Annotated in this window: 19 protein-coding genes and 4 tRNA genes; 4 read left to right on the top strand and 19 right to left on the bottom strand. The window is 48.2% G+C overall.

Features of this window, described 5'->3' with window-relative positions; all coding sequences use genetic code 11:
- Positions 1 to 530 (top strand): transposase (locus tag DUW71_RS17070; protein ID WP_158584234.1); only part of this gene is annotated, 530 nt, incomplete at its 5' end.
- Between the two features lie 317 nt (positions 531 to 847).
- Here the strand turns inward: DUW71_RS17070 and rlmKL are convergent.
- Positions 848 to 2,953, bottom strand: a complete 2,106-nt coding sequence (rlmKL, locus tag DUW71_RS17065; protein WP_119396487.1) for a bifunctional 23S rRNA (guanine(2069)-N(7))-methyltransferase RlmK/23S rRNA (guanine(2445)-N(2))-methyltransferase RlmL — start codon at positions 2,951 to 2,953, stop codon at positions 848 to 850.
- Positions 2,954 to 3,243: 290 nt separating this feature from the next.
- Between rlmKL and rmf the strand changes: the two genes are divergently transcribed.
- Positions 3,244 to 3,465: a ribosome modulation factor gene (rmf, locus tag DUW71_RS17060; protein ID WP_119396486.1), complete on the top strand. Its 222-nt coding sequence runs from the start codon at positions 3,244 to 3,246 to the stop codon at positions 3,463 to 3,465.
- 82 nt (positions 3,466 to 3,547) lie between these two features.
- Here the strand turns inward: rmf and DUW71_RS17055 are convergent, their stop codons facing one another.
- The 15 genes from DUW71_RS17055 to galE form a co-directional block, all read right to left on the bottom strand.
- Complete coding sequence (locus DUW71_RS17055) at positions 3,548 to 4,084, bottom strand: KdsC family phosphatase (RefSeq protein WP_119396485.1); 537 nt, start codon at positions 4,082 to 4,084, stop codon at positions 3,548 to 3,550.
- An 8-nt stretch (positions 4,085 to 4,092) separates the two neighbouring features.
- Positions 4,093 to 4,674, bottom strand: a complete 582-nt coding sequence (locus tag DUW71_RS17050) for an AAA family ATPase (RefSeq protein WP_119396484.1) — start codon at positions 4,672 to 4,674, stop codon at positions 4,093 to 4,095.
- An 80-nt stretch (positions 4,675 to 4,754) separates the two neighbouring features.
- Positions 4,755 to 6,521 carry a SurA N-terminal domain-containing protein gene (locus DUW71_RS17045; RefSeq protein WP_119396483.1) on the bottom strand — a complete coding sequence of 589 codons (1,767 nt, stop codon included), beginning with the start codon at positions 6,519 to 6,521 and terminating at the stop codon, positions 4,755 to 4,757.
- 109 nt (positions 6,522 to 6,630) lie between these two features.
- Positions 6,631 to 6,906: an HU family DNA-binding protein gene (locus DUW71_RS17040; RefSeq protein ID WP_119396482.1), complete on the bottom strand. Its 276-nt coding sequence runs from the start codon at positions 6,904 to 6,906 to the stop codon at positions 6,631 to 6,633.
- A 156-nt stretch (positions 6,907 to 7,062) separates the two neighbouring features.
- Positions 7,063 to 9,444, bottom strand: coding sequence for an endopeptidase La (gene lon, locus DUW71_RS17035; RefSeq protein WP_119396481.1), 2,382 nt, complete (start codon positions 9,442 to 9,444; stop codon positions 7,063 to 7,065).
- 265 nt (positions 9,445 to 9,709) lie between these two features.
- Complete coding sequence (clpX, locus tag DUW71_RS17030; RefSeq protein ID WP_119396480.1) at positions 9,710 to 10,984, bottom strand: ATP-dependent Clp protease ATP-binding subunit ClpX; 1,275 nt, start codon at positions 10,982 to 10,984, stop codon at positions 9,710 to 9,712.
- A 42-nt stretch (positions 10,985 to 11,026) separates the two neighbouring features.
- The gene (gene clpP, locus DUW71_RS17025; RefSeq protein ID WP_119396479.1) at positions 11,027 to 11,644 is read right to left on the bottom strand and encodes an ATP-dependent Clp endopeptidase proteolytic subunit ClpP; all 618 of its coding nucleotides are present in this window, start codon (positions 11,642 to 11,644) and stop codon (positions 11,027 to 11,029) included.
- An 85-nt stretch (positions 11,645 to 11,729) separates the two neighbouring features.
- Positions 11,730 to 13,076: a trigger factor gene (tig, locus tag DUW71_RS17020; RefSeq protein WP_119396478.1), complete on the bottom strand. Its 1,347-nt coding sequence runs from the start codon at positions 13,074 to 13,076 to the stop codon at positions 11,730 to 11,732.
- A gap of 375 nt (positions 13,077 to 13,451) precedes the next feature.
- Positions 13,452 to 13,536, bottom strand: a tRNA-Leu gene (locus DUW71_RS17015).
- A 33-nt stretch (positions 13,537 to 13,569) separates the two neighbouring features.
- Positions 13,570 to 13,645, bottom strand: a tRNA-His gene (locus tag DUW71_RS17010).
- Between the two features lie 16 nt (positions 13,646 to 13,661).
- A tRNA-Arg gene (locus tag DUW71_RS17005) sits at positions 13,662 to 13,738 on the bottom strand.
- A gap of 11 nt (positions 13,739 to 13,749) precedes the next feature.
- A tRNA-Pro gene (locus tag DUW71_RS17000) sits at positions 13,750 to 13,826 on the bottom strand.
- Positions 13,827 to 13,960: 134 nt separating this feature from the next.
- Positions 13,961 to 15,550, bottom strand: coding sequence for a sulfatase-like hydrolase/transferase (locus DUW71_RS16995; RefSeq protein WP_158584232.1), 1,590 nt, complete (start codon positions 15,548 to 15,550; stop codon positions 13,961 to 13,963).
- Between the two features lie 128 nt (positions 15,551 to 15,678).
- Positions 15,679 to 16,482: a glycosyltransferase gene (locus DUW71_RS16990; protein ID WP_119396476.1), complete on the bottom strand. Its 804-nt coding sequence runs from the start codon at positions 16,480 to 16,482 to the stop codon at positions 15,679 to 15,681.
- Positions 16,483 to 16,484: 2 nt separating this feature from the next.
- Complete coding sequence (gene galE, locus DUW71_RS16985) at positions 16,485 to 17,495, bottom strand: UDP-glucose 4-epimerase GalE (RefSeq protein WP_119396475.1); 1,011 nt, start codon at positions 17,493 to 17,495, stop codon at positions 16,485 to 16,487.
- Between the two features lie 80 nt (positions 17,496 to 17,575).
- Between galE and DUW71_RS16980 the strand changes: the two genes are divergently transcribed.
- Both DUW71_RS16980 and DUW71_RS16975 read left to right on the top strand, forming a co-directional pair.
- On the top strand, positions 17,576 to 18,718 hold the full coding sequence (locus tag DUW71_RS16980; RefSeq protein ID WP_119396474.1) for a capsular polysaccharide export protein, LipB/KpsS family: 1,143 nt from the start codon (positions 17,576 to 17,578) through the stop codon (positions 18,716 to 18,718).
- Positions 18,719 to 19,978 (top strand): O-antigen ligase family protein, encoded by a 1,260-nt coding sequence (locus DUW71_RS16975; RefSeq protein ID WP_119396473.1) that lies wholly within the window; start codon positions 18,719 to 18,721, stop codon positions 19,976 to 19,978.
- A 193-nt stretch (positions 19,979 to 20,171) separates the two neighbouring features.
- Here the strand turns inward: DUW71_RS16975 and DUW71_RS16970 are convergent, their stop codons facing one another.
- The 3 genes from DUW71_RS16970 to DUW71_RS16960 form a co-directional block, all read right to left on the bottom strand.
- Positions 20,172 to 21,533: a phosphohexomutase domain-containing protein gene (locus DUW71_RS16970; RefSeq protein ID WP_119396472.1), complete on the bottom strand. Its 1,362-nt coding sequence runs from the start codon at positions 21,531 to 21,533 to the stop codon at positions 20,172 to 20,174.
- 264 nt (positions 21,534 to 21,797) lie between these two features.
- Positions 21,798 to 23,360 (bottom strand): ATP-binding protein, encoded by a 1,563-nt coding sequence (locus tag DUW71_RS16965; RefSeq protein WP_119396471.1) that lies wholly within the window; start codon positions 23,358 to 23,360, stop codon positions 21,798 to 21,800.
- A 209-nt stretch (positions 23,361 to 23,569) separates the two neighbouring features.
- Positions 23,570 to 25,138 (bottom strand): ATP-binding protein, encoded by a 1,569-nt coding sequence (locus tag DUW71_RS16960; protein WP_119396470.1) that lies wholly within the window; start codon positions 25,136 to 25,138, stop codon positions 23,570 to 23,572.
- Positions 25,139 to 25,393: the final 255 nt, after the last annotated feature.

The raw sequence follows: 25,393 nt of genomic DNA, 5'->3' as shown, positions 1-25,393 counted from the left end.
AGAACCGACTAGAAAAGGCTGAATATACAGAGACATCAGATATCGTGATTCGCTCCTTGCAGAGCATGATTATCGAGCTTGAACAGGCCATCCAGGACTTAACGCGAGACATTGATGACCACATTGATGGCCACCCGCATCTAAAGAGAGATCGCCAGCTACTTGAGTCGATTCCAGGCGTTGGCGACGTAGTTTCGCGCATCATGCTGTGTATTTTGCATGCCAAAGGCTTTAGAAGTGCGAAGCAACTAGCTGCCTACTTGGGACTCATACCAAGGATGAGGGAGTCGGGTAAGTTTGCGGGTAAAACTATGATTACCAAAGCAGGCCCTGCGCGGTTTAGAGCCAAGTTGTATATGGCGGCAGTGAGTGCGCTGAAGTACAGCCCTGACATTAGCGCGCTCAAAAAGCGGCTAGAAGCTAGATCATTGAAAGGAAAGCAAATCGTCTGCGCGGCCATGCGCAAGCTCGTACAGATTTGCTATGGCGTGGTGAAGAGCCAGACACCGTACCAAGCAGCCGCAGCTTAATACGGCTGCAAGGCAACAAGGTGGTCGCGAATAACATGGGCGAAGTAGGCAAGCACTGAGCCCAGGGACGTGGCATGCCTCAAAAGCAGACCGTTATCTGCCATGGATGGCAGATACGAGGCTACATGGATGTATTCACGCCGTGTCTGCGTTGAGGTATGACGCGGCCTAGGCGAAACTCACGTGCTATTTAGCCCATGTTTTCGCGCCCCGCCCCGATGATCGAGCAGCACCGATCAACCGTGTCTGCAAACCTCCGCTACGCGGAGGATTTACAGACCTACAAAATGTGTTGCAATGTTACGGAGAGATGGTATCTACTTTAATGTCAACCGCCAGCACTGGTGGATTTTTTGGTTGCGTTTAAAGTCGAATGGGATGGACCAAGCAGAGATGTCTTCAATGTTGAAGATTTCGCTAAGGGTTTCGTCGAGTTTAAAGCGGCGGTAGTTGTTGGAAAATATAATCTGACCGTTGCTTTTTACGTGTTCAGACAACTTATAAAGCATATCGCCGTGGTCACGCTGTACGTCAAACACATGATCCATGCGCTTAGAGTTAGAGAACGTCGGCGGGTCGACAAAGATCAGATCGTATTTTACCGAATCCGGCAGGTCAGCTAGCCATTGCAGCACATCTGCCTGAATAAAGCGGTGCCGATTGGTGCGCAAATCATTGCGCGCAAAGTTGTCTTTAGCCCAATTCAAATAGGTATTAGATAGGTCAACACTGGTGGTTTCCCCACCACCCAAAGCCGCCTGCAGTGATGCCGTAGCAGTATAACTGAACAGGTTCAGCATCGACTTGCCACTCGCATTGTCATGTAACCATTGGCGAACAACGCGGTGATCTAAGAACAAACCAGTATCCAGGTAATCAGATAAGTTCACTTCAATTTGCGCCTCACCCTCGTGCACAACCGTGGTGACCTTAGACTGGCTAACCGTATTGTACTGTGATTTGCCCTTCTGCTTTGCCCGCTGTTTTAAATGAATGCGCTCAGCTGGGCACTCAAAGACCATAGCTACCTGCTCCATCGCCCAAAACAAGCGTTGTTGTGCTTTATCTTCCGGCACTTTTTTCGGTGCTTGGTATTCCTGCACATGGATGTGATCGTTATATACATCAACCGCCACAGCGAACTCTGGCAGGTCTGCGTCGTACACGCGATAAGCAGTTGTGTTGGCGCGTTGCGCTTCTTTGCGCAAGCGTTTTAGGTTTTTGCGCAGACGGTTACCGAACTCTTCACCAGGATGGTTGGAATCTGCCGCATGATGCAGCTCACCGGCCAAATCAAAATGTGCCAATTCAACCGTTAACGGGCCGTTGCGCAACTCGTGCTTTTTCTTCACCGGCAATCGAATTTGCTGCAATAAGCGATTTTCGCTCGACACGACCGACAACTGGCCATTCGGTGCCCATTCTTTTGCCTTAGCAGCCAAAGCGCGATACAAGTCTGCTAGCTGCAAAGTATCCCCCAAGCGCTCACCATAGGGTGGATTAGTTAGGATAAGAGTTTGCTCTGTAGCAGGCAGCGCCAGAGATTCCAAGTCACCCGTGGTCACCGATAACTCGCCACCAAGGCGTTTCATATGTTTGATGGCTAAGTTAATCGACTTTGGATTTTGGTCGTTACCAACAAACTCTACAGAGCACGCCTCTTGCCCAGCTTGACGGCGCTGACGCGCTGCCGCCAAGGTGTCGGTCCACAATTGCGCATCATGCTGCTTCCAGCCAGTCACACCCCAGTGCGAGCGAGCAAGTCCAGGTGCGATATCAGCCGACATGGCAAAGGCTTCGGTTAAAATAGTGCCCGTGCCGCATAAAGGGTCAATCAAGCGTTGATAGTTTCCTGGCCACCCAGCCCTTAGTAGCAGCGCGGCCGCTAATGGCTCGCGCAGTGGTGCAGCACCTGTGCCTTCGCGATAACCACGATGGCCAAGTGAAGGGCCCGCAAGATCGATACCGATAACTAAATAGCCTTTGCGCATAGATAAATCGACATAGACATCAGCATTATCGCGCTCCACGCTTGGGCGCAAGCCAGTTTGCTCACGGAACTGGTCAACAATTGCGTCCTTAGCCTTCAGTGCTGGGTAGCGGCTATCTTTTACCCCGGCTAGTTTCCCGCTGAAGCGTACTTGGAAGGTGCCATCACTAGTAATATGCGCTAGCCAATCGACTGTTTTCACCGCGTCGTAAAGGTCGTTAACATGCTTAATAGGCAACTCTGCTAGCTGCACAACCAACTTGGTGCCAATACGCGACCACAACAGCGTGTGATAAATCGGTTGCAGATCAGCAGCACTTGCCTGCACTCGACCACCCTTTCGGCCAGTAACAGTTAAGCCAAATTGCTCTACTTCTTGGGCCAATAAGTCATCGACACCATAAGGGCAAGCAAGTTCCACCTGATAAACCATATATAAATATTCTCTTAGAAATCTTTCTTTAATAACTAAAGCAAATTAAAAAATAAACTCACTTCATCGAAGCGAAAAAAAATCACCATATTTCAGACACTTAGCTGTCAAGTTAGTGTCATAGATTCTTTATCACTAAACAGACCTTTATTATGACAAAAAGTTCATCGACCCGCGCTGTGTTTTTTGGCAACAATGTAAGGGTAGCTTGCAAAAACAAGCTATGACCTTGGCAATTGGATTTGCCAAGGCCTTGCAATGAAAAAAAAGCATAGCAAGAGGTGTTATTTATGAAGAGACAAAAGCGCGACCCTTTAGGCAGAGCCTTTGAACGCGGTTACAATGCTGGCCTAGATGGTAAATCCAAGCAGCTATGTCCAAAACAAGACGGCCCTGAACACCAGGAATGGATGAACGGCTGGCGCGAAGGGCGCGGCGACCTCTGGAGCGGCATGCGTGGTGCCTCCGCAGTCGCGAAGCACAATCGAATTGTGATACACCACATGCATTAATAGTTTTTTGAGGAAAGAGGGGCGCAAGCCCCTTTTTTTGTGCCCACCGATCAATGCTTCCCAAACCTGCGGTTTGTAAAACCTACAATTGGTTGCGCTCAAACTTTTCGGTTGTGGCAATGCCGTAGGCTTGTGGATATTGGTTGGTCGCCTTTAAATACTCATCGCACACCCAACGGGCAACGCCCTCACCACCTTTTACTGGTGCCACCATATCAACAACAGAGCGTACCACGTCATGGCCATCGGCTGGTGCCAGAGTTAGGCCTACTTTTTCCATTGCCGGCAGGTCTATGGTGTCATCACCAACATAGGCGACTTGCTGGTAGCTAATATCGAGTTTGTTCAGCAAGTTCTCCAGCACCTCTGCTTTATTATGACTAGCAGGGTAAAAGTGCTCAACAGCCAAGTCTTGCATACGCCGCGCTAGGGGCTGACTATCCTTGGCGGTGATAACCGCTACCTGTACGCCCAAACGTGGCAACAGTTTTAGTGCCACCCCGTCACGCACATGAAAAGCCTTCACCAGCTCGCCCTCTGCGCCGTACCAGAGTTTGCCGTCGGTCAACACGCCATCGATATCGAACACCACAAGTTTGATGTCAGCCAGACTTGTCATACTCTCTCCTATTGCAGAACGTCCAGCGCATTTTGCATAGACTGCTCAAACTCCTCGGTACTAGAGTTGCGAAATAAAATTAAATCATCAGCAACCTCAGGATCATCAATTCCGCTAGGAATCGAAAAATCTACCGATGCAATGTATTCATCCCAGTTTGCTAGCTTCCAAGTATCACGGTCGGAATCGCGCTCAATCATACGCTGCTTCACAACGTCGACATCAGTCATTACCCAAACAACGCACAAACGGGCACCCTGCGCGGCTAATCGAGCCTTTAGCTTGGCGACATACTCTGGGTCGCGAATTTCTTGTGTAAATGGCGCATTAATTAACACGTTATCGGTGTAGGCAAGGCCTTCAAAGGCCAAGTCTAGAATGGCGTCATATTCAAAATCACGGATATGCTTTTGGAAAAATTCAGAGCTGCGATTTTCTTCTTCGCCCATTACTCGAAAAATTTGATGCGACAAAACAATCAAGGTGTCTTTGTCTAGATACATGACATGATTCAGCGCTTTGGCTAGCTGCTTAGAAATGTATGTTTTGCCACTAGCTGGTGGCGAAGTGACTAGAATTAGTCGTTTCATATTGGTGGCTGTCCTGAAAAAAATCTGCCCACACAAAAACGCCGGCGATACTGCCGGCGCTTACTACTCTATTACCAGAATTACTGGCGTATTCTAACTTCAGCGTTGTCTAACTGGAAGCCAAACCATTCAGTGTACGATTGCTCACCATTGGCGTTAGCCAAAAACGGCAACTGAGACTCGGCTTGCTGAGGGTCAACCTCGCCTGGGGTTACCTCGGTAAGCTCTACAGCATAGAAGCTTGCATCAATACCACGGAATACTCGGTACAGCGGTTCATCAGTTGGCTCAGGTAAAGCAAATACCGCTTGGTTAACCAAGAAGTCTACTGACTGGCTAGTGCGCGTAACATCCGGCTCACTTGTCCAACCTTCACGCTCGTCTAATGGCGTTGTTTTCGCCACTTCCAGCGCTTCCTGTGCAGCGGCTTCTGCTGCAGCATTACGTTTCTGGTTGGTCAAAGTTGTCACAATTTGCTCACGTACATCGTCCAAAGGCTGAACAAACTCAGGGATGAACTCGTTAACAAACAACACAGCGACACGGTCGTCAGCAATTTCGATCAATTCAGAAATCTGTCCATCGCGCGAAATTTGCGAGAATGCAGCATTGCGGAACACTTCATTCGAGGCCACACCAGTACCTTCCGTTGCGGTAAACGGTTCGACCGTCTGAATGTCTAGATCAAAAGCCTCTGCCACTTCTGCAAGGTCTAGCGCAGTGAACGCTACATCAGCGAACTGCTCACGACGCTCAGCGAACAATAAGCCAGACTCTTCACGCTGAATTTGCGCTTCGATTGCTGCACGACGTTCTTCGAATGTATCCAACTGGTCACGGTTATCACCAAGCAGCGTGATGATGTGCGTGCCAAACTCTGTTGTAACAATGTCTAGCTCGCCCACTTCAGTTAAACGGTTAACAGCATCCTCAAATTCACCTTCCGGCACAACAGACAACTCACCACCATTCTCGGCAGAGAAGGTGTCGATCGAGTTTTCTTGGGCCAACTGGCCAAAGTCTGCACCGTTGTTTAGTTGTGCTAGCAACTCATTGGCGCGAGCTTGTGCATCATCGCCATCGAGCAAGATATGAGCAAAGCGAGACTCTAGGTTGTTTTCCACATAGGCGTCGTAACGAGCTTGCACATCAACCTCTGGCACCACAACATCACTTGCCACGTCATCCAGCGTTAGCTCAACAAATGACGCTTGCGCCTGTTCTGCTTTGATGTAGCGTGTTTCGTTGTTGGCATAAAACTCAGCAATCTCTTCTTCCGTTACGTCCACATCAAAATCAGAAGGCGCGAAACGTTTAATGTTGAAATCACGAGTTTGGTCTTGCAAGCGAATCAAAGCTTCGCTGTCGGCATATACGGCAAAATCAGACGCTGCCAACGCAAAACGAAGATGCTGACCTGCTGTCACGTCGCGAATGTACTCGCGGAACATGATAGGCGTGTAGCCCGCATTACCAATTGCAAGACGGTAAATATTCGGATCAAACTCACCGTTTTCATCTTGGAAAGCTTCTTCCGAAGCTAACTGCTGGGCAATCGCTCGGTCAGACAAAGACATACCCAGTGAATCGGCTTGTTGTTGAATTAGGATATCGTTGACCATTTGCTGAATGGCTTGCTGGCGCTGCGCTTCGGTTTCTAACGACTGGTTGACGTAGCGCGAGTACGTTTGTTGCGTTACGTTTTGGCCGTTGATCTCGGCAGGGCCGTTGTTCGCATTGATGCTCACAACCGACTCAACGCCAAAGAAGGCGAATGCCACCACGATAGCGAAAACGATAACTTTAATAAAAGGGCTTTTAGATCCCTGTCTAATTGTCTCCAGCATTTCTACTCCACAGCTAGATGGCCGTAAACTATATATAAAAAAAGCGTGTCGATGATGACACGCTCTTGCTTAAAAAGGTGAGACTTTGCTCACCTTTACCAGAATACGCTTAGCCATTCACCGCATCTTTAAGCGCTTTACCAGCCTTGAAGCTAGGTACTTTTGCTGCTGCGATTTGAATCTCAGCACCAGTTTGCGGGTTACGGCCAGTACGCGCTGCGCGCTCTTTCACTTGGAAAGTGCCAAAACCAACCAATACAACTTGGTCATCGTTTTTAAGCGCATCCGTTACGCTACCAATCACTGCGTCTAGTGCACGTGCCGCAACAGCTTTTGGAATATCTGCCGACTCGGCAACCTTGTCTACTAATTCAGACTTGTTCACGCTAAATCCCCTTTTATAGTCAAATGACGGCGCAGCATAAAATTGGGTTACATTTTTGCTACAACGAGTAAATTATAATTTTTAAAAACCCTTCAGCGATGCGGGTTTCAAGCATATTCAATTTATACCAACGCCTTGAAACCCGCGTCAAGTGCCTTAATGCGCTGATTGCTGATTAGAGGCAGTTTTTTCACCTGTCGAAGCGTTTCGACGCGATGCCACCTCATCGTCAGACAACGGCGTAGGCTGATATTCCAAAGCAATGGACAAAACTTCATCAATCCACTTAACTGGCTTAATGGTTAAGTCCTGCTTGATATTCTCTGGAATTTCTTTCAGATCCTTTTCATTTTCGATAGGGATCACGACTGTTTTAATGCCACCACGATGAGCGGCCAACAATTTTTCCTTTAACCCACCAATTGGCAACACTTGCCCACGCAGGGTAATTTCGCCAGTCATCGCCACATCGGCACGAACTGGGATCTTGGTCATTGCCGACACCAAGGCAGTCGCCATACCAATACCAGCAGACGGACCATCCTTCGGTGTCGCCCCTTCAGGTGCGTGAATATGCACATCAACGGTCTCGTGGAAGTCTGGCATCAAACCCAAAGACTGCGCACGCGCTCGTACAACGGTCATTGCAGCCTGAATGGACTCCTGCATCACATCGCCAAGCGAGCCCGTGCGGATCATTCTACCCTTGCCTTCTACAACCGAAGACTCAAGTGTTAACAGCTCGCCACCAACCGATGTCCAAGCTAGGCCGGTTACCTGACCAATCTGATTTTCCTTCTCGGCCGCGCCATGGCTAAACTTGCGAACCCCTAGGAACTCAACAATTTTAGCTTCATCTATAACCATTGCCCCCTTGCTGTTGCTCTTCACCTGAGCCGTTACTACCTTGCGGCACAGCTTGGCCAGCTCACGCTCGAGTCCGCGAACACCCGCTTCGCGGGTGTAATGGCGTACTACGCCAAGCAACTGTTCATCTGCAATTTCAAGTTCGCTGGCTTTTAGACCATTTTCTTTTATTTGCTTCGGCAGCAAATACTTCTTGGCAATATTAAGCTTTTCGTCTTCGGTATATCCCGGAATTCGAATCACTTCCATGCGGTCTAATAGCGGCCCTGGAATGTTCATCGAGTTCGACGTGCAAACAAACATGACATTCGACAAGTCGTAATCAACTTCCAAATAGTGGTCGTTGAATGTGCTGTTCTGCTCTGGGTCTAATACCTCAAGCAATGCCGACGCTGGATCACCGCGGTGGTCCATACCCATTTTGTCAATTTCGTCGAGCAAGAATAGCGGGTTTTTCACCCCTACTTTGCTTAGCTTTTGTACAATTTTGCCTGGCATAGAACCGATATAAGTTCGACGGTGCCCGCGAATTTCGGACTCATCACGCACGCCGCCGAGTGACATACGAACAAACTCACGATTCGTTGCACGCGCAATTGAACGGCCAAGCGATGTTTTACCAACACCTGGGGGCCCCACCAAACATAATACTGGGCCTTTCAGCTGTTTTACTCGCTTCTGTACCGCTAAGTACTCAATCACTCGCTCTTTCACGTCTTCTAGACCGTAGTGATCTTCCTCGAGCACCTTCTCGGCTAGATTAATATCACGCTTAACTCGAGTTTGCTTTTTCCACGGCAAGCCCAGCAGCCAATCTAGGTAATTGCGCACCACTGAAGCTTCCGCCGACATTGGCGACATCATCTTAAGCTTATTCACTTCCGCTTTAGCCTTATCAGCCGCTTCGGTAGACAGCCCTGCTTCTTTGATGCGCTTTTCTAACTGTTCAACTTCATTACCAGCGTCGTCTAGGTCACCTAGCTCTTTTTGAATGGCTTTCATTTGCTCATTCAAATAGTACTCGCGCTGGCTTTTTTCCATCTGTTTTTTAACGCGCCCACGAATGCGCTTCTCAACCTGCAATAGGTCAATTTCGCCTTCCATCAACGACATTAAGTGCTCAAGGCGCGCGGCAACGCTCGCCAACCCTAATACGTTTTGCTTCTCGTCTAACGACAAGCTCATATGGGTAGCAATGGTATCCGCTAAACGGCTAACATCCTCAATACCATTGAGCGACGCCAATACTTCGTTCGGAATTTTTTTCGACAATTGAACAAAACGTTCAAATTGTTGCATTAATGCACGACCAAGTGCCTCTGTTTCGCTACTGTCGGCGTCATGCTCTTCCATCTTCACGGCATCGGCCGTCACGTAATCATCGGTTAAGCCGATATTCTTAACAAATGAACGGTACTCGCCTTCTACCAACACTTTAACCGTGCCATCTGGTAGCTTAAGCAACTGCAAAATAGTTGCCACAGTGCCGATTTCAAATAGTTCATCGGCACTTGGATCTTCGCTAGCAGCGTCTTTTTGCGCCACCAATAAAATTTTTCGGTCACCGTCCATTGCTTTTTGCAATGCAGCAATAGACTTCGCACGACCAACAAACAAAGGAATCACTAAGTGCGGATACACTACGACATCGCGTAGTGGCAATACTGGCATAGTCTTGCTATTCACGACGTGCTCTCCACTTTTGGCTTCTTGCCTGGGTAAATAAAAACGAGCCTTCTAAACGGCCAGTAACTCTATTACCAATATAAGGTCTTGGAACCGTTAATCAACCGCCAATAGGATAAAAACCCCGCTAGTGCGGGGTTAAACATGCGTTGCCCGAATCTTCGATTCGTACAACCTACAGACACAACCGGTAGGTTTTACGGCCGCAGGCCGGGAAACACTTGTTGCCCGAATCTTCGATTCGTACAACCTACGAACTGGCTTGTTCGTCTTTACGCTCGTAAAGAAAGATTGGGTCGGCCTTGCCTTCAATAACGCTGTCTTCAATCACTACCTTGGTTAAATCCTTCTCTGAAGGAATTAAATACATGGTATCGATGAGCGTTTTTTCCATAATGGAACGCAAACCACGGGCACCCGTTTTGCGCTCCATGGCTTGGCGAGCAACAGCACGCAAGGCAGACTCGCGCATATCTAGCTCAACCCCTTCCATTTCAAACAACGCTTGATACTGCTTCACCAAGGAGTTCTTAGGCTCAGACAGAATTTGCATTAAGGCATCTTCGTCTAGGTCTTCCAGGCTTGCGATCACCGGCAAACGACCAATAAACTCAGGAATCAAACCAAATTTCACCAGGTCTTCAGGGCGCACATCCTTCAGCGTTTCACCAATACGGCGATTCTCTTTTGAACGTACTGTGGCACTAAAACCAATACCACTGCGTTCTGAACGCTCCAGAATGACTTGCTCAAGGCCAGCAAACGCACCACCAACAATAAATAGAATATTGCTGGTATCCACTTGCACAAAGTCTTGTTGTGGATGCTTACGTCCACCTTGCGGTGGTACCGATGCAACCGTACCTTCAATCAGTTTTAATAGCGCTTGCTGAACACCCTCGCCCGACACATCTCGAGTGATTGATGGGTTTTCAGATTTGCGTGAAATCTTGTCGATTTCATCGATGTAAACAATGCCCTGCTCGGCCTTTTCCACATCATAGTCGCATTTCTGCAGCAGCTTCTGAATGATGTTTTCAACATCTTCACCTACGTAACCCGCTTCAGTCAGCGTGGTCGCATCGGCAATGGTAAACGGCACATTAAGCATGCGCGCCAGCGTTTGCGCAAGCAGCGTTTTGCCCGAGCCAGTAGGGCCAATCAACAAGATGTTAGACTTTGAAATCTCTACATCGCTGTGGTGCGACTTACCATAACGCAAACGTTTGTAGTGGTTGTATACCGCTACCGACAAAGACACCTTGGCTTTGCCTTGGCCGATCACATACTCATCTAACGTTGCACGAATTTGTGCAGGCGTTGGTAACTCAGTACTTTCGCCATCCGTAGCTTCTTTTTCGGCGAGTTCTTCACGGATGATGTCGTTACACAAATCAACACATTCATCGCAAATAAACACGCTAGGGCCAGCAATCAGTTTGCGGACCTCGTGCTGGCTTTTGCCGCAAAACGAGCAATAGAGCAACTTGCCGTCGTCTTGCTTGCCGAAATTATCGTCCGCCATTTCTTACCTCTAAAACAAATGAATGGGTGTAATGGATTAAGCTTATCGGCTTACCATCACTTCATCGACCAAGCCGTAGTCCTTCGCCGCTTGCGCACCCATGAAATTATCGCGATCGGTGTCACGCATAACTGTTTCAAGATCTTGGCCTGTGTGATGCGCCAAAATCTCATTTAACTTCTGTTTCATGCCCAATATTTCTTTCGCATGAATTTCAAAATCAGATGCCTGACCTTGGAAGCCACCCAATGGCTGGTGAATCATCACACGCGAATTTGGCAACGCATAGCGCTTGCCCGCAGCACCACCAGATAACAACAACGCACCCATAGAGGCAGCTTGTCCGATTACCGTAGTACTAACATCCGGCTTAATAAACTGCATGGTGTCGTAGATTGCCATGCCAGCCGTTACCGAGCCACCTGGTGAGTTGATATAAATATGGATATCTTTTTCTGGGTTTTCCGACTCAAGGAAGAGCAGCTGCGCAACAACTAAGTTAGCCATATGGTCTTCCACCTGGCCGACTAAGAATATTACGCGTTCTTTTAAAAGGCGCGAGTAAATGTCGTATGAGCGCTCACCACGAGATGATTGCTCTACAACCATAGGAACCAATGCGGCCATTGGGTCAAACTTGTCATTACGATCTTGCGTCATTCTTGACTCCTTTGAATGCAAAAACAGTTGGCACGCGGCCAACTGTTCTTAGTATTGCCTGTAAATCTAAATACGGCAATCAAGCTTATTCAGCTTTCTCTTCTTCAGAAGCTTCTTCAACAGCAGGCTGTGCTGGTGCAATAGCTTGAGCGTAGCTCACAGATTCATCTGTTACATTCGCTTTTTCAACTACTGCATCGATAATTGCTTCTTCAAGTACAACTGCTTTCACTTGGTTTAGCTGCTCAGCGTTGTTCTTGTAGTAGTCGATTACAGACTGTGGGTCTTGGTATACCGACGCCACATCCGATAGATACGCATCTACACGCTCATCAGAAGCGGTGATTTCAAGCTGCTTCGCTAGTTCAGAGAAGATTAGGCCCGTGCGAACACGAGTTTTTGCTTGCTCGGTGAACAACTCAGCTGGCAACTGATGCGGGTCGATTTGCTGACCTTGCTGCTGGCTCATTTGCTGGGCAAACTGGTGCTGTAGACGATGGATTTCGTCGTGAATTAGCGCACCTGGCACATCAAACTGGTTCGCTTTGTCTAGCGCTTCTACCACAGATTGCTTCAGCTTGTTACGCAGTGCGTTACGTGCTTCGCGTTCCATGTTTTCGCGAACTTCAGCGCGGAAAGACTCTTCAGTTGTCTCTTCGCTACCGAACGACTTAAAGAACTCGTCGTTGATTTCTGGCAATACGCCTTCTTCAACCGTGTTTACTTTAATGTCGAACTCAGCTTCTTTGCCCGCTAGGTTTTCAGCACGGTACTCAGCAGGGAAAGTTACCTTGATGGTTTTTTCTTCGCCAGCGCTCATGCCTTCGATGCCTGATTCAAAACCAGGAATCATAGAACCAGAGCCTAGTACTAGCGTTTGATCGTTCGCCGTACCACCTTCGAAGGCCTCACCGTCTAGCTTACCAACGAAGTTGATGTTTACACGGTCGCCGTCTTGCGCGGCGCGCTCAACTGGCTTGTACTCAACACGCTGCTTGCGAAGGCTTTCCAACATTTCGTTGATGTCTTCGTCTGTAATTTCAGCAGCTTGCTTGGTTACCTCAATTGCGCCCAAGTCTGCAACTTCAACTTCTGGGTATACTTCGAACGTAGCAGTGAACTCTACATCTGCGCCGCGCTCGTTTTTAACCGCTTCAAACTGAGGGTTACCTGCAGGTTGCAGCTTTTCAGATGTAATGGCTTCGACAAACTTCTCGCGCATCATCTCGCCAACAACTTCGTTGCGAACATCTGCACCAAAACGTTGACGTACAACGCTGACCGGAACCTTACCTGGACGGAAACCATCTAAACGAACACGTTTTGCTGTCTCTGCTAAACGCGCTTCAACAGCGCCATCAACGGTATCAGCAGGCAGACCGACGGTCATGCGACGCTCCAAACCCGAAGTCGTCTCGACTGAAACTTGCATGAATACTCCTCAATATTTGAGTCAAAATAATTCTGTAAAGACGCGATAATTTACGTATAGATGCCCCGCGAATCAAGGCATAGCGGTGCATTTAGCGATATTAAATGTAAATTACTAAGAAATTGCACAAAAGATAATCAATTCAACGCTTGGTGTTGTTTACTTCCGTCATTCCAGCGCAGGCGGGAATCTAGTTGACGAGGCAAACCCGTTTTTGAAGACATTGAACCACGAAAAAACCGATTAACTTTGTCTGCAAACATCCGCTACGCGGATGATTTACAGACCTACACCAAATAACGACTGGCATACAACACAAACCCATCACGGAAAAGCAAAAAGCCCGAAGGGGTTAACCTTCGGGCTTTTCTGAATTGGTGCGGATGGAGAGACTCGAACTCTCACGCCTCGCGGCACTGGAACCTAAATCCAGCGTGTCTACCAATTCCACCACATCCGCATAACTTGTTGTAACTTATTTCCCAAAGTTACTTGGGGTGACCGATGGGGATCGAACCCACGACCGCTGGAGCCACAATCCAGAGCTCTACCGACTGAGCTACGGTCACCACAACTCTGTCAACATGGCACGCCCGGCAGGATTCGAACCCGCGACCCACGGCTTAGAAGGCCGTTGCTCTATCCAACTGAGCTACGGGCGCTCAGTTCTAATTGGTCGGAGCAGAGGGATTCGAACCCCCGACCCTCTGGTCCCAAACCAGATGCGCTACCAGACTGCGCTATGCTCCGATCAATCTCGCCGGCGTCATCGCCGTTGACAGGGACGCATTATAGGGATTCCGAATTGGCCGTCAACACTTTTTTTAGAAAAAAGTTTAAAAAAATCAATAAGATAGCAACCTGATCAGTTCTTAGGCAGGCGCCTAATTAAAGCTGCCCACCATTAAATTGTAATAGCGCTGCTCTAGCTCAGCCTCGTTTAATTGGCAGTTAAATGCTTTGCAGTAGGCACCATCGGTTAGCTGATTAAAGATAACATTGGGCAACTCATAAAGGTAATTGAGTGGCACTGACACCCGTTCACCACGATCGAACACCGCATAGGGCACATTGAACACGGAGCCACCTTGCGCAGTTTGATAGTCGAGCGTTTTCCAAACCTGCGGCCCGCCCAGCCCAGGCACATGATCACTCACCACAACAACCAACCCGTTGGGGTCGTTTGCAAGCATGCTAGTTAAATACTGTTCAAGCGCCAAATAACGGTAATAGCTCTGGTTCAATACGCGCCACAGATGTGAATCTGGCTCTACCCCGTCAACTTGAAACCGTTTTTCGAACCGCTCATCACCCAAACCATGTGGCATATGACCATAAACTGCCAGTGCATAATGGAAAGTTGGCTCGGTCAGTTGCTGGTTAAAGGCAACTACCTGCTCAAAGAAGTCCATATCGTGCATAAACGGCTCATCGTCGAACAGGTTCAAATACGACCCATGATTGCCATACTCAACTGGGGCATACACATTCTTAAAGCCTAAGCTGTTATAGGCAATGTCTTTGTTAAAGTACCAAAGCTTGTAGGCATTGCTGGCAATGGGCGCATGTGACTGAGTAATTTGCTCGGGAAGGCAAGCAACCGCTCGCCCTTGCATAACGTTAAAGTCTGTTGCGCCAAACCTTCGCAAAGCAGGTGCTCCGCAAAGCATTTCGAACTCAGCATTAGCGGTACCCCCGCCAAAGGTAGGGCTGCGAGCGTAATCAAAATCTCTAATCAGTAACTGCGACAACCCCTGTGGAAAGTAGTCATTAGGCAGATTGATTGCCTTGAGATCGCGCACATCGATAAAGCTCTCCAACACAAGTAAGTACACATTGCGATCGGGAAGATTATCCTGCAGCCAGGCTTGCTGTTGCAGCAACTCGGATTTAGCTGCCTTTGGGTTAGATGACGCCAATCCTGCCTCGCGAGTTACGATATTGCGCGCATGGAAAAACAGCGTTGCAACCATATAGCCATTGCGAGCTGCGGTGCGTTGATCGCTAAAATCCCATGCAGTATGACCTAGAGAATCCCACACGTTGAGATAAGCTTTTGGGCTCGCCATAACTAGGGCAATTACGGCAGCCCATGGCATTAAAAACACCAACGCAGCGCGCCAGCGAATCAGTGAAAAGTTCCAAACGGTAATAAGCACCAAGCATAAAAAGCAAAAAACCAGCGCAATGCGCACCGCCATAGGCAGAACGAAAAAAGCTTCGAGCAGCAAGGTTAGATCAGCTAGGCGCGCCATACGGCCAAGCACCTTCAAATGCGCGCCAGCCATAACATAAGGCATTAACGCCCAACAACTTGCCACCAAAAACCCCAGCCATGGCCTGCGCTGAGTAAGAAATATGGCCACAAACACGCTCGCAAACAGCCAAAAGTCGAGCCTCAACACGCCTTCATTCAGCGTGTCGCCGTGTACTAGGTGGTTTATGGCGTCGTTAGCGGCCCAGTAAACCAGCATTAACGCCAGTACAAACCCAAGCCACTGCCCTAATCGCTTAAAAACCGAACCCAATATCACTGTTTATGCCCACCCATGCATATTGCTGAGCTCGGGGATACTAGTGCGCCAGTAACATCTTTGCAATGTTACTGATCTATCCAGCTAACGCCCTGCCTATAACGTGCGTAAATATGGGCTTTGTTTGCCTGCACTTGCGACTCATTGCGATAAGGGCGAGGATGCCACTGATGTAAACCAATGAGCGAGTAGGTGTAGCGGCGCGACTTCACCCCAGCATTGGTTAAGCGCAGGCCAAAATCGATGTCTTCGGCGCCATAACCAATCGACTCGTCGAAGCCATTGACTTGCTCGAATGATTCGCGCCAACAAGAAGCATTGCAACCAATAAATGCTTTTGAGCGCCAGCTCAACAAATTAAGCAGCGCCGCCGAGACATTGCCTCGCTCGAAGCGCTGCTTAATTTTTCGATTACTGTGACCGGCATTGTGCCAAAACCGCTTGGTAAAACAGTCATTCGATAAAATCGATGATTCCGTTAACAGCGGCAGCGATGCCTCGGTAGTGTGAATATGACTACCACCAGCGATAAAGAAACCCGGCTTTAATAACCGTTTGTGCTGTGCCACCAAGTCTTTACGTGGAACGATATCGGCATCGGTAAACAGTAACGCGTTGGCAGTAGACAAACGCACGGCATCGTTTAGCGCTTTGCACTTGCGAAAGCCTTTGTCGGCGATGGTAGACACTTGCGCGGTTAAACCAAACTTAGCAATGGCTGCTTCAATGGCATCTAGGTGCGCTTGGCTCGAGCCATCATCAGCAATGATGATGTCGAAGTTGGTGTTAGTTTGCACTGAATAGCCAGCCAAGGTTTTAACCATGGCTGGCGAGTTGTTGTAGCTAGAAATAATGACCGACAACGAAGACATGCTTATTTGTAACCGTTTGGGTTATGGCTTTGCCAACGCCAAGTGTCGCGTACCATATCGTCTTGCGTCATGGTGGCTGTCCACCCTAGCACTTGTTCGGCTTTACCAGCGTTGGCGTAGCAGGCTGCTATGTCACCAGGGCGGCGCGGCGCAATTCGGTAAGGCACTGGCACTTGGTTTTGGGTTTCGAATGCTTTCACCATATCCAATACGCTATAGCCATTGCCTGTGCCAAGGTTATAGGCTTCACAGCCCTTTTGCTTAGGCAAATAATTCAGCGCGGCTAGGTGGCCGCGAGCTAGGTCCATTACATGAATATAGTCGCGCACACCCGTGCCATCATGGGTATCGTAATCGTCACCAAACACAGAGAGTTCAGCGCGCTTACCCACTGCTACTTGGGAAATAAACGGCATTAAATTATTGGGAATATCGTTTGGATCTTCACCAATGCGGCCGCTTTCGTGGGCCCCCACTGGGTTGAAATAACGAAGTAAAGCAATCTGCCAGTTTTCATCGGCAACAGCCGCATCCCGGCAAACCTGCTCCACCATTAGCTTCGACCAACCATACGGATTGGTGGCACTCAACGGGAAGTCTTCGGTGATAGGTAACGATGCTGGGTCGCCATACACAGTTGCCGATGATGAGAACACCAAGCGCATAACCCCTGCTGCTTTCATTGCTCGCATCAGCACCATACTGCCATTTACGTTATTGTCGTAGTACAGATCTGGCCTCGCCACGCTCTCGCCAACCGCTTTTAAACCGGCAAAGTGAATAACGGCATCAAACGCATGCTCATTAAAGATACGATTTAATAGCTGCTCATCGCGGATATCACCCTCAATAAACTGTGCGCACTTATTAGTTAACTCGCCAACACGCTTAAGTGACTCAACCGACGAGTTACTCAAGTTGTCTAACACAACCACATCGTGGCCAGCTTCATGCAAACACAGCACTGTGTGAGAACCAATGTACCCTGCGCCACCGGTGATTAAAACTTTCATGAACGATCCCTCAACCGCGCCAAAAATTAAGGTAAGCATGATAAGCTATTGGGCGAAAAAATAAATGGACAAGAAGTGAAATGCGAATTGCAACGCTCACCAACAGCCAAGTTAGCGAACTTGCATGCCAGATTGACAACCAAGCCGTGCTGCTTAGCAAATCAAGCTCACAAGCCAAAAAGTATATAGCGGCAACGGGCAGCCGGTTTCAACCAAGCACACGTGATTTGGCAGAGTTAGCCAGCGTGGTTGAACGTAACGTACAGCGCCGTGCCATTCGCCTACCTTGGCTTTTTTCCAAACCAGTACAAGCTCTGTACAAACGAATAAAGCTAAAGCAAGCACAGACTCAGCTCATCTATTTTGCCACAGAAATGCAACAGCAGAACGCCACCCACGCGCTTATATGGAACGGCTCCTTAGCACCATTCGGTATAATTGCGCTGGCTGCTAAAGCCCTAGGACTACCCTGTACTTTTGTGGAAAACGGCTACTTTCCAGGCACCATTCAAGTAGACAACCAAGGCATAAACGCCAACAACTCCATGCCACAGCACGCTGCGTTTTATCAACGCCTAGCTATAGACTGGCAATCACTCGCCTGGCCTGAAAAGCTCAACAAGCGAGCGAGCAAAAACAAAGCAGGTACGAGCAACATACCCTTTACTGCCAAGCAATATATTTTTGTACCCATGCAAGTACCCAGTGACATGCAGGTAATGGAGTTGTCGCCTTGGATAAAAAGCATGGCGGCATTTTATAACGTGTTGCTGAGAGCCGCCACTGAGCTGCCAAACATAAACTTTGTGATTAAAGAGCACCCTAGTTTTAAGCGCAGCATTCAACGCAACGTAACCAAGCACCCGCAAATTGTTTTTGCTAATCAAGGCGATACCGAGCAACTGATCGAAAATGCCAGCGCCGTGATTACGCTTAACTCTACAGTGGGGTTGGAGGCACTAGCGAAAAACATTCCGGTGATTCAGCTTGGCTTGTCTTGTTATGGCATCACCGGGCTAGTACATAAATGTGAGAACAGCGATGCATTAATTGAACTACTACAACATAAAGAAACGTTAAACCAAATTAACCACGATTTGCTTAGCCAGTATATTAAGTACCTGTACAACATATTCTTGCTGCGCCACAACGACAGCCTTGCCGAGCAAGTGAAAGCACGCATGCTTGGTACAGACAAACACAATATATTTTTGGAAAACTAAATGCTTGATCGCACGCTTTCAACCATTAACTCACTCGTTTTGGCTTGCTGTTTAGGGCTCATTTTCACCCCAGTAAATGCCTTAGGCATTGCGGCAACAACCGTGCTGTTAACGACCATTATTGCCAGCCTTGCCAACATTAAACAGCTGTGGCGTTTTTTGCAGCACCACAAAGTAGCTACCTTGTTAGTGTGGTTATACCCGCTAGTTAGCACGGCTATTCAACTATGGCGTGGCGAGTTTGGCAGCTTTAGCGCCCAACTAAACCTTGGCATTGCACTAACACCACTCATTGCATTCAGCTATAGCCGCATTGGCTTAAACAAACATGCATTAGCGGCAGGCGTGGGCTTAGGTGCATTAATCGGCACGCTAAACGGCTTGAATTTTTGGCTCGATGAGAACGCAAGAGTTCGCTTACACAGCACAGCTTTCAACACGATTTATTATGGTATGTATGCCAGCATGTACTGCTTGATTATGCTGTGGATGGCCATTCAACTGGCAATTAGCAAACGCATAGTTGCCAGCGTTACAGCACTCGCGCTATGCGTTGGACTTGCAAGCACCACCCTAGCCATTGCCAGCAAAGGCCCCATTCTTAACCTTGTGCTGATTGCTTGCTTGTACCCAATAATGCTCAGTAAGAATTGGCGCTGGGCGATAGCAACCGGCGCCACAATGGCGGTTATTTGTGCTGCCGGGCTGCTAATGGTATTTACCGTATTCCAAGACATGCCGGCTGTGGCGCGGTTCGACGAAGTATTCAAGCTACTGGCACAGTTTCCCAATATCGCACCAGAAAACACCTCGACCGGCTTAAGAGTACAGTTTTACCAACTAGCATTTGAAGCCGCACGCCAAGCACCACTGTTTGGTTTTTCCGATGTAGAAATCATCCAGCTGAAAGAAAGTTGGCTGGCTTCTGGACAGGCAACTACCTGGGTAACCAAATACACCCACTTGCATAGTGACATTATGAACGCGCTAGGCAAGTTAGGCTTGGCAGGACTGCTGGCTTATTTAACTGCCTGCGCCGTGGCAGGCAAATTGCTTTTTACCACCTACCGAGGCAACACAGCACTCACCCTAGTGCTCACCGCAGCACTTGGATTCTTCGCCACCGGCCTATTCGACTCGTTATTGGAGTCGGCGCGGGGCATCATGACCGTACTAGTATTAACCAGCCTAGGAGCGGGACTGGTAAACCAAGTCACACCCGCACCAAACCCCGTCACACCCGCGAAGGCGGGTGTCTAGCCATCGAATTAGAGACTGGATCCCCGATAAAACCACTCGGGGATGACGAACTAACCACGTTTCCCAAACCTCCGGTTTGTAAAACCTACGTTCGAGTACATCCACCCCCGTAGGTTGCACGGCGCGTTTTTTTTGCGCCGGGCAACAGGTACCAACCTATAACAATGTTTCCCAAACCTTAGGTTCGAAAAACCTACTGCCTAATCAACGCCAGAAGCTCGTTGGTTTTATCGTCCATCAAAGCTTTATCGCCACGTGTTTCTAGGTTTAAGCGAATCACTGGTTCGGTGTTGGATTTACGCAAATTAAAGCGCCATTCACCCATATCTAACGAGATGCCGTCGGTGTAATCGACTGCAAGGGAGTCTTTTTCGTATGCAGCCAGTACACGCTCGATGGTGGCATCGGCGTCGGCTACTTTTGAGTTAATTTCACCTGGTGATGGATACGCCGCCATACGCTCGCGTACTAGCTCGCCTAACGATTTACCCGTTTTGCTAAGCAAATCGATCACTAGCAGCCAAGGCACCATGCCCGAATCGCAATAGGCGAAATCTTTAAAATAATGGTGGGCACTCATTTCACCACCGTACACGGCATCTTCTTTGCGCATACGCTCTTTAATAAACGAGTGACCAGACTTGCTTTGAATTGGCGTACCGCCGTTCGCCTCAACAATTTCAACTGTATTCCATACCAAGCGAGGGTCGTAAATAATGCTCGCACCAGGCTGCTGCTTCAAAAACGCCTCGCCAAGCAAACCAACAATGTAGTAACCCTCGATAAAGGTGCCGTTTTCGTCGAACAAGAAGCAACGGTCGAAGTCGCCATCCCAAGCAATGCCCATATCGGCGCCATGTTCTTTCACAGGGCCCGCCGTTTGTGGATGTTGCTCACTTAAAATTGGATTAGGAATTCCATTTGGGAAGGTAGGATCGACTTCGTTGTTAACCTTAATAAATTCAATTGGCGCGCCCAGCTCTTTAAACTTCTCTTCTAGGCGATTAACAGTTGGCACCGCAGCACCATTACCAGCATTCATCACCAACTTCATAGGGCGCAGAGTGCTTGCATCAACATAGCTCAACAACTTCTCGATGTAAGCATCAACGGTAGAAACCTGCTTATACTCACCTTGCTTGGCCACTTCGGTGAACTCGCCCGACTCTGCCAGAGCTTTGATAGCATCCATACCTGAGTCGGCAGAAATAGGCGTACTGCCCTTGCCTACCATTTTGATCCCATTGTAGTTAATTGGATTATGACTAGCCGTTACCATCAAACCGCCATCTGTGGCTAAGTGCGACGTAGCAAAATAAATCTCTTCCGTACCACACAGGCCAATATCAAGCACATCCACACCACCGGCTTGTAGCCCCCTAGCCAACGCCAGCTTGAGCGGCTCGCTGGTTTCACGAACATCGCCACCTACAACAACCGTTTTAGGCTTCAAAACCTGCGCAAATGCTCGACCAATTCGCTCGGCAATTTCTTCGTTTAACTGCGTACCCAACTCACCACGAATGTCGTAAGCCTTAAAACAAGTTAATTCCATTGCAAACATCCTTAAAAAAATAAAAGTATTAAACAATCATAGTAGGTTGCACGGCTGTGCCGGGCAACATGTATACAAATAGTCAGTCATTCCCGCGCCATACCCAGTCATTCCCTCGATACACCCCGTCATTCCCTCGATACACCCCGTCATTCCCGCGAAGGCGGGAATCTAGCTGCCACATTGAAAACCAAAAACTGGATCCCCGATAAAACCGCTCGGGGATGACGCCCCCATATTTCCCGAACCTTCGGTTCGTAAAACCTACGACACGCAAACGCTGTTGAACTGCACCAAATTGCGCTGCTGGGTGTTAAACACCATACCCACTTCAAACACGGTTTTTCCAGAGCCCAGGTACTTTTCCGAGTAACCACGCTGCTGAATTTGCTCGAGCGCTGGGTTTACCTCACCAGCAACATAATCCTGCGAGGTGTCGCGCTTAATTTCCATCACATAGATAAACTCGCCCAACTCAATCGTCAGGTCGGTTTGGCCATGATTACTTATGTCTTCCGCTCGAATGGTGGCATTTAAACTAGCAAAAAACGCATACAACACACTAGCGTAAAAGCCTTCGCTGGCGGCGAGTTCGTTGTTGGTGTAATTGCGCCATGGAATACCGGCAAACACTGAATGAATCTGGCGTTCTATTTGCGCAACGTCACCAGCAATTAGGGCGTCGTAGAGCTTATTTTGCAGCGGATACATTTCCTCGGCAGAGCGCGGCAGGTAGCCACCAATGAGATGTTCGGCTAATGAAACTTTAACCTCTTCGTTAGGCACGCCCAGTACAAAACGCAAATGTCCACGCCGCTCAAGTGTGTGTTGAATGGTTAAATAGCCACTTTGATACAGCAAGGTAAGCGGGTTGATGCGCTCAACATCGAAAGAGTTGAGTATTTCTTCACCGACTTCTGGCGCTTCTAAATTAGGCAAAAAATACTGCTGCTGTTTAAACAGCTTGAGCAAAAAGCTTGGGCTGCCGGTTTCGAACCAGTAGTTGCGGTAGGATTGATCGGCGCTTAAAAACAGCAAAATATCGTAGGGGTTATAAACTGGCTCACCCAAAAAGTTATAACCGTTGTACCACTGCTTTAATTTGGCCCAATCTACCCCTGCAAGTGCCTCGGCAAAAACGGTTTGCAAATCTTGTTGGGTGTAACCACAGATGGTCGCATATTTAGGGATAAGGCTAATGTCCTGCAGTTGGTTTAACCCACTAAACAAACTCACCTTGCTAAATTTGCTTACCCCGGTCATAAACACAAATCGCAAGTGCACATCCTGTGTTTTTAACACCGAATAAAGGTTCTTTAGCCCTTCTCGCATGGCCTGCGCGACCGGCTCGTTCTCAATGTTATCTAGGATTGGCTTGTCGTACTCGTCGATGAGTACCACAACTTTTTCACCATATTGCTCAACACAACCTTCAATAATTTCAGCAAACATGCCCGATGATGTATTGGCCTGCGTGCCGATTTTTAAACGGTTTGCATTATGTTTAAGAATCTCGTCAATTTTTTCATCGAGTTCGCTAGGTGACTTCAACGTACCACTACCGAAGTCGATACGAATGACAGGATAGCTAACCGACCAGTCCCAGTTTGGTTCAATGTGCAAACCATGAAAAAACTCGCGCTTGCCAGCGAATAACTGGTGCAGTGTATCGAGTAATAAAGACTTACCAAAACGGCGTGGGCGAGAAAGGAAAAAGTACCGACCTTGATCATTCAACTCGCCGAGCAATTTCGTTTTATCGACGTAGTAGTAGTCTGCAGAGCGCATCACTTCAAAACTACTCACCGCAATTGGAAGCTTTTTCATAATTACTCGTTTAATTAAAAATGTATGTTGCTAAACAATTGTTCCCCAAACCTTCGGTTTGTAAAACCTACGCCTAAACCCGTAAATAATCATGTCATTCCCGCGAAGGCGGGAATCTAGCTGCCACATTGAAAACCAAAAACTGGATCCCCGATAAAACCACTCGGGGATGACACCCCCACGTTTCCCGAACCTTCGGTTCGTAAAACCTACGACACGCAAACGCTGTTGAACTGCACCAAATTGCGCTGCTGGGTGTTAAACACCATACCCACTTCAAACACGGTTTTTCCAGAGCCCAGGTACTTTTCTGAGTAACCACGCTGCTGAATTTGCTCTAGCGCTGGGTTCGCCGCACCGGCAACATAATCCTGCGAGGTGTCGCGCTTAATTTCCATCACGTAAATATAGTTGCCTAACTCAACCGTTAAATCGGTTTGGCCGTGATTCGTTATATCTTCCGCTCGAATAGTGGCATTTAAACTAGCAAAAAACGCATACAACACACTAGCGTAAAAGCCTTCGCTGTCGGCCAGTTCATTATTGGTGTAGTTGCGCCATGGAATACCCGCGAACAGCGCTTTAACATGCTGCGCTAAAGCTCCTACGTCACCCTCAATCAGGGCATCGTATAACTTAAACTGTAAAGAAGCCCGCGTTGGCGAACCATGCTGGGCGTAGCCTGCCGCTAAGTGAGTATTGAGTGCTTGTTGCACTTCTTGGTTCGGCACCTTCAAGGCAAAAAACAACTGGTCATTCATTCGCCTACGGGTTTCTTTAATGGTTAGGTAACCACTTTGGTAAAGCAAAGTCACCGGGTCGATTTGCTCAACATCAAAACTATCGAGGATCTCCTCGCCAACCTCAATACCACTGAGCTCGGGCAAAAAATACTGCTGCTGTTTAAACAGCTTAAGCAAAAAGCTTGGACTGCCGGTTTCGAACCAGTAGTTGCGGTAGGATTGATCGGCGCTCAAAAACAGCAAAATATCGTAGGGGTTATAAACTGGCTCACCCAAAAAGTTATAACCGTTGTACCACTGCTTTAATTTGGCCCAATCTACCCCTGCAAGTGCCTCGGCAAAAACGGTTTGCAAATCTTGTTGGGTGTAACCACAGATGGTCGCATATTTAGGGATAAGGCTTATATCCTGCAGTTGGTTTAACCCACTAAACAAACTCACCTTGCTAAATTTGCTTACCCCGGTCATAAACACAAAGCGCAAGTGCACATCCTGTGTTTTTAACACCGAATAGAGGTTCTTTAGCCCTTCTCGCATGGCCTGTGCTACCGGCTCGTTCTCAATGTTATCTAGGATTGGCTTGTCGTACTCGTCGATGAGTACCACAACTGGCTGACCAGTTTGCTCATGTAGCCGATGAATTAACTGGGTAAACAACCCAGGCACATCGGTTTGGCCGGGCAGTTCCATTTGGTAGCGTTGGTAGTTTTCCTTGAGAAGCTCAAAAGTTCGGGTGTTCAACTCTTCTGTTGACTTCAATGTACCACTGCCAAAGTCGATTCGAATGACAGGATAGCTAACCGACCAGTCCCAGTTTGGTTCAATGTGCAAACCATGAAAAAACTCGCGCTTACCAGCGAATAACTGGTGAAGCGTATCGAGTAATAAAGACTTACCAAAACGGCGTGGGCGAGAAAGGAAGAAGTAGCGCCCTTGGTCATTCAACTGGCCGAGCAATTTCGTTTTATCGACGTAGTAGTAGTCTGCAGAGCGCATCACTTCAAAACTACTCACCGCAATTGGAAGCTTTTTCATAATTACTCGTTTAATTGAACATGTAAGTTGCTTAACAATTGTTTCCCAGACCTTCGGTTTGTAAAACCTACGCCTAAACCCGGAAATAATCATGTCATTCCCGCGAAGGCGGGAATCTAGCTGCCACATTGAAAACCAAAAACTGGATCCCCGATAAAACCACTCGGGGATGACGACTTCGCCGTTTCCCAAACCTCCGGTTCGTAAAACCTACGAAAACACGATCATCGTAGGTTGTACGGCGCGTGGTTTGCG

The organism is Salinibius halmophilus (genome assembly GCF_003577475.1).
GTDB lineage: Bacteria > Pseudomonadota > Gammaproteobacteria > Pseudomonadales > Natronospirillaceae > Salinibius > Salinibius halmophilus.
Note: the sequence above shows the minus strand (reverse complement) of the source record. Positions and strands in the feature narration are given on the sequence as shown.

What these genes read in the sequence shown, in the direction of transcription:
- DUW71_RS16970 (WP_119396472.1), bottom strand. Translation starts at nt 21,533, where the DNA reads ATGGAATTAACTTGTTTTAAGGCTTACGACATTCGTGGTGAGTTGGGT.
- DUW71_RS17055 (WP_119396485.1), bottom strand. Translation starts at nt 4,084, where the DNA reads ATGACAAGTCTGGCTGACATCAAACTTGTGGTGTTCGATATCGATGGC.
- DUW71_RS17050 (WP_119396484.1), bottom strand. Translation starts at nt 4,674, where the DNA reads ATGAAACGACTAATTCTAGTCACTTCGCCACCAGCTAGTGGCAAAACA.
- DUW71_RS16990 (WP_119396476.1), bottom strand. Translation starts at nt 16,482, where the DNA reads ATGTCTTCGTTGTCGGTCATTATTTCTAGCTACAACAACTCGCCAGCC.
- rmf (WP_119396486.1), top strand. Translation starts at nt 3,244, where the DNA reads ATGAAGAGACAAAAGCGCGACCCTTTAGGCAGAGCCTTTGAACGCGGT.
- DUW71_RS16975 (WP_119396473.1), top strand. Translation starts at nt 18,719, where the DNA reads ATGCTTGATCGCACGCTTTCAACCATTAACTCACTCGTTTTGGCTTGC.
- DUW71_RS16995 (WP_158584232.1), bottom strand. Translation starts at nt 15,550, where the DNA reads ATGCTGGTTTACTGGGCCGCTAACGACGCCATAAACCACCTAGTACAC.
- DUW71_RS16965 (WP_119396471.1), bottom strand. Translation starts at nt 23,360, where the DNA reads ATGAAAAAGCTTCCAATTGCGGTGAGTAGTTTTGAAGTGATGCGCTCT.
- clpX (WP_119396480.1), bottom strand. Translation starts at nt 10,984, where the DNA reads ATGGCGGACGATAATTTCGGCAAGCAAGACGACGGCAAGTTGCTCTAT.
- galE (WP_119396475.1), bottom strand. Translation starts at nt 17,495, where the DNA reads ATGAAAGTTTTAATCACCGGTGGCGCAGGGTACATTGGTTCTCACACA.
- DUW71_RS16960 (WP_119396470.1), bottom strand. Translation starts at nt 25,138, where the DNA reads ATGAAAAAGCTTCCAATTGCGGTGAGTAGTTTTGAAGTGATGCGCTCT.
- clpP (WP_119396479.1), bottom strand. Translation starts at nt 11,644, where the DNA reads ATGACGCAAGATCGTAATGACAAGTTTGACCCAATGGCCGCATTGGTT.
- tig (WP_119396478.1), bottom strand. Translation starts at nt 13,076, where the DNA reads ATGCAAGTTTCAGTCGAGACGACTTCGGGTTTGGAGCGTCGCATGACC.
- lon (WP_119396481.1), bottom strand. Translation starts at nt 9,444, where the DNA reads ATGCCAGTATTGCCACTACGCGATGTCGTAGTGTATCCGCACTTAGTG.
- DUW71_RS16980 (WP_119396474.1), top strand. Translation starts at nt 17,576, where the DNA reads ATGCGAATTGCAACGCTCACCAACAGCCAAGTTAGCGAACTTGCATGC.
- rlmKL (WP_119396487.1), bottom strand. Translation starts at nt 2,953, where the DNA reads ATGGTTTATCAGGTGGAACTTGCTTGCCCTTATGGTGTCGATGACTTA.
- DUW71_RS17045 (WP_119396483.1), bottom strand. Translation starts at nt 6,521, where the DNA reads ATGCTGGAGACAATTAGACAGGGATCTAAAAGCCCTTTTATTAAAGTT.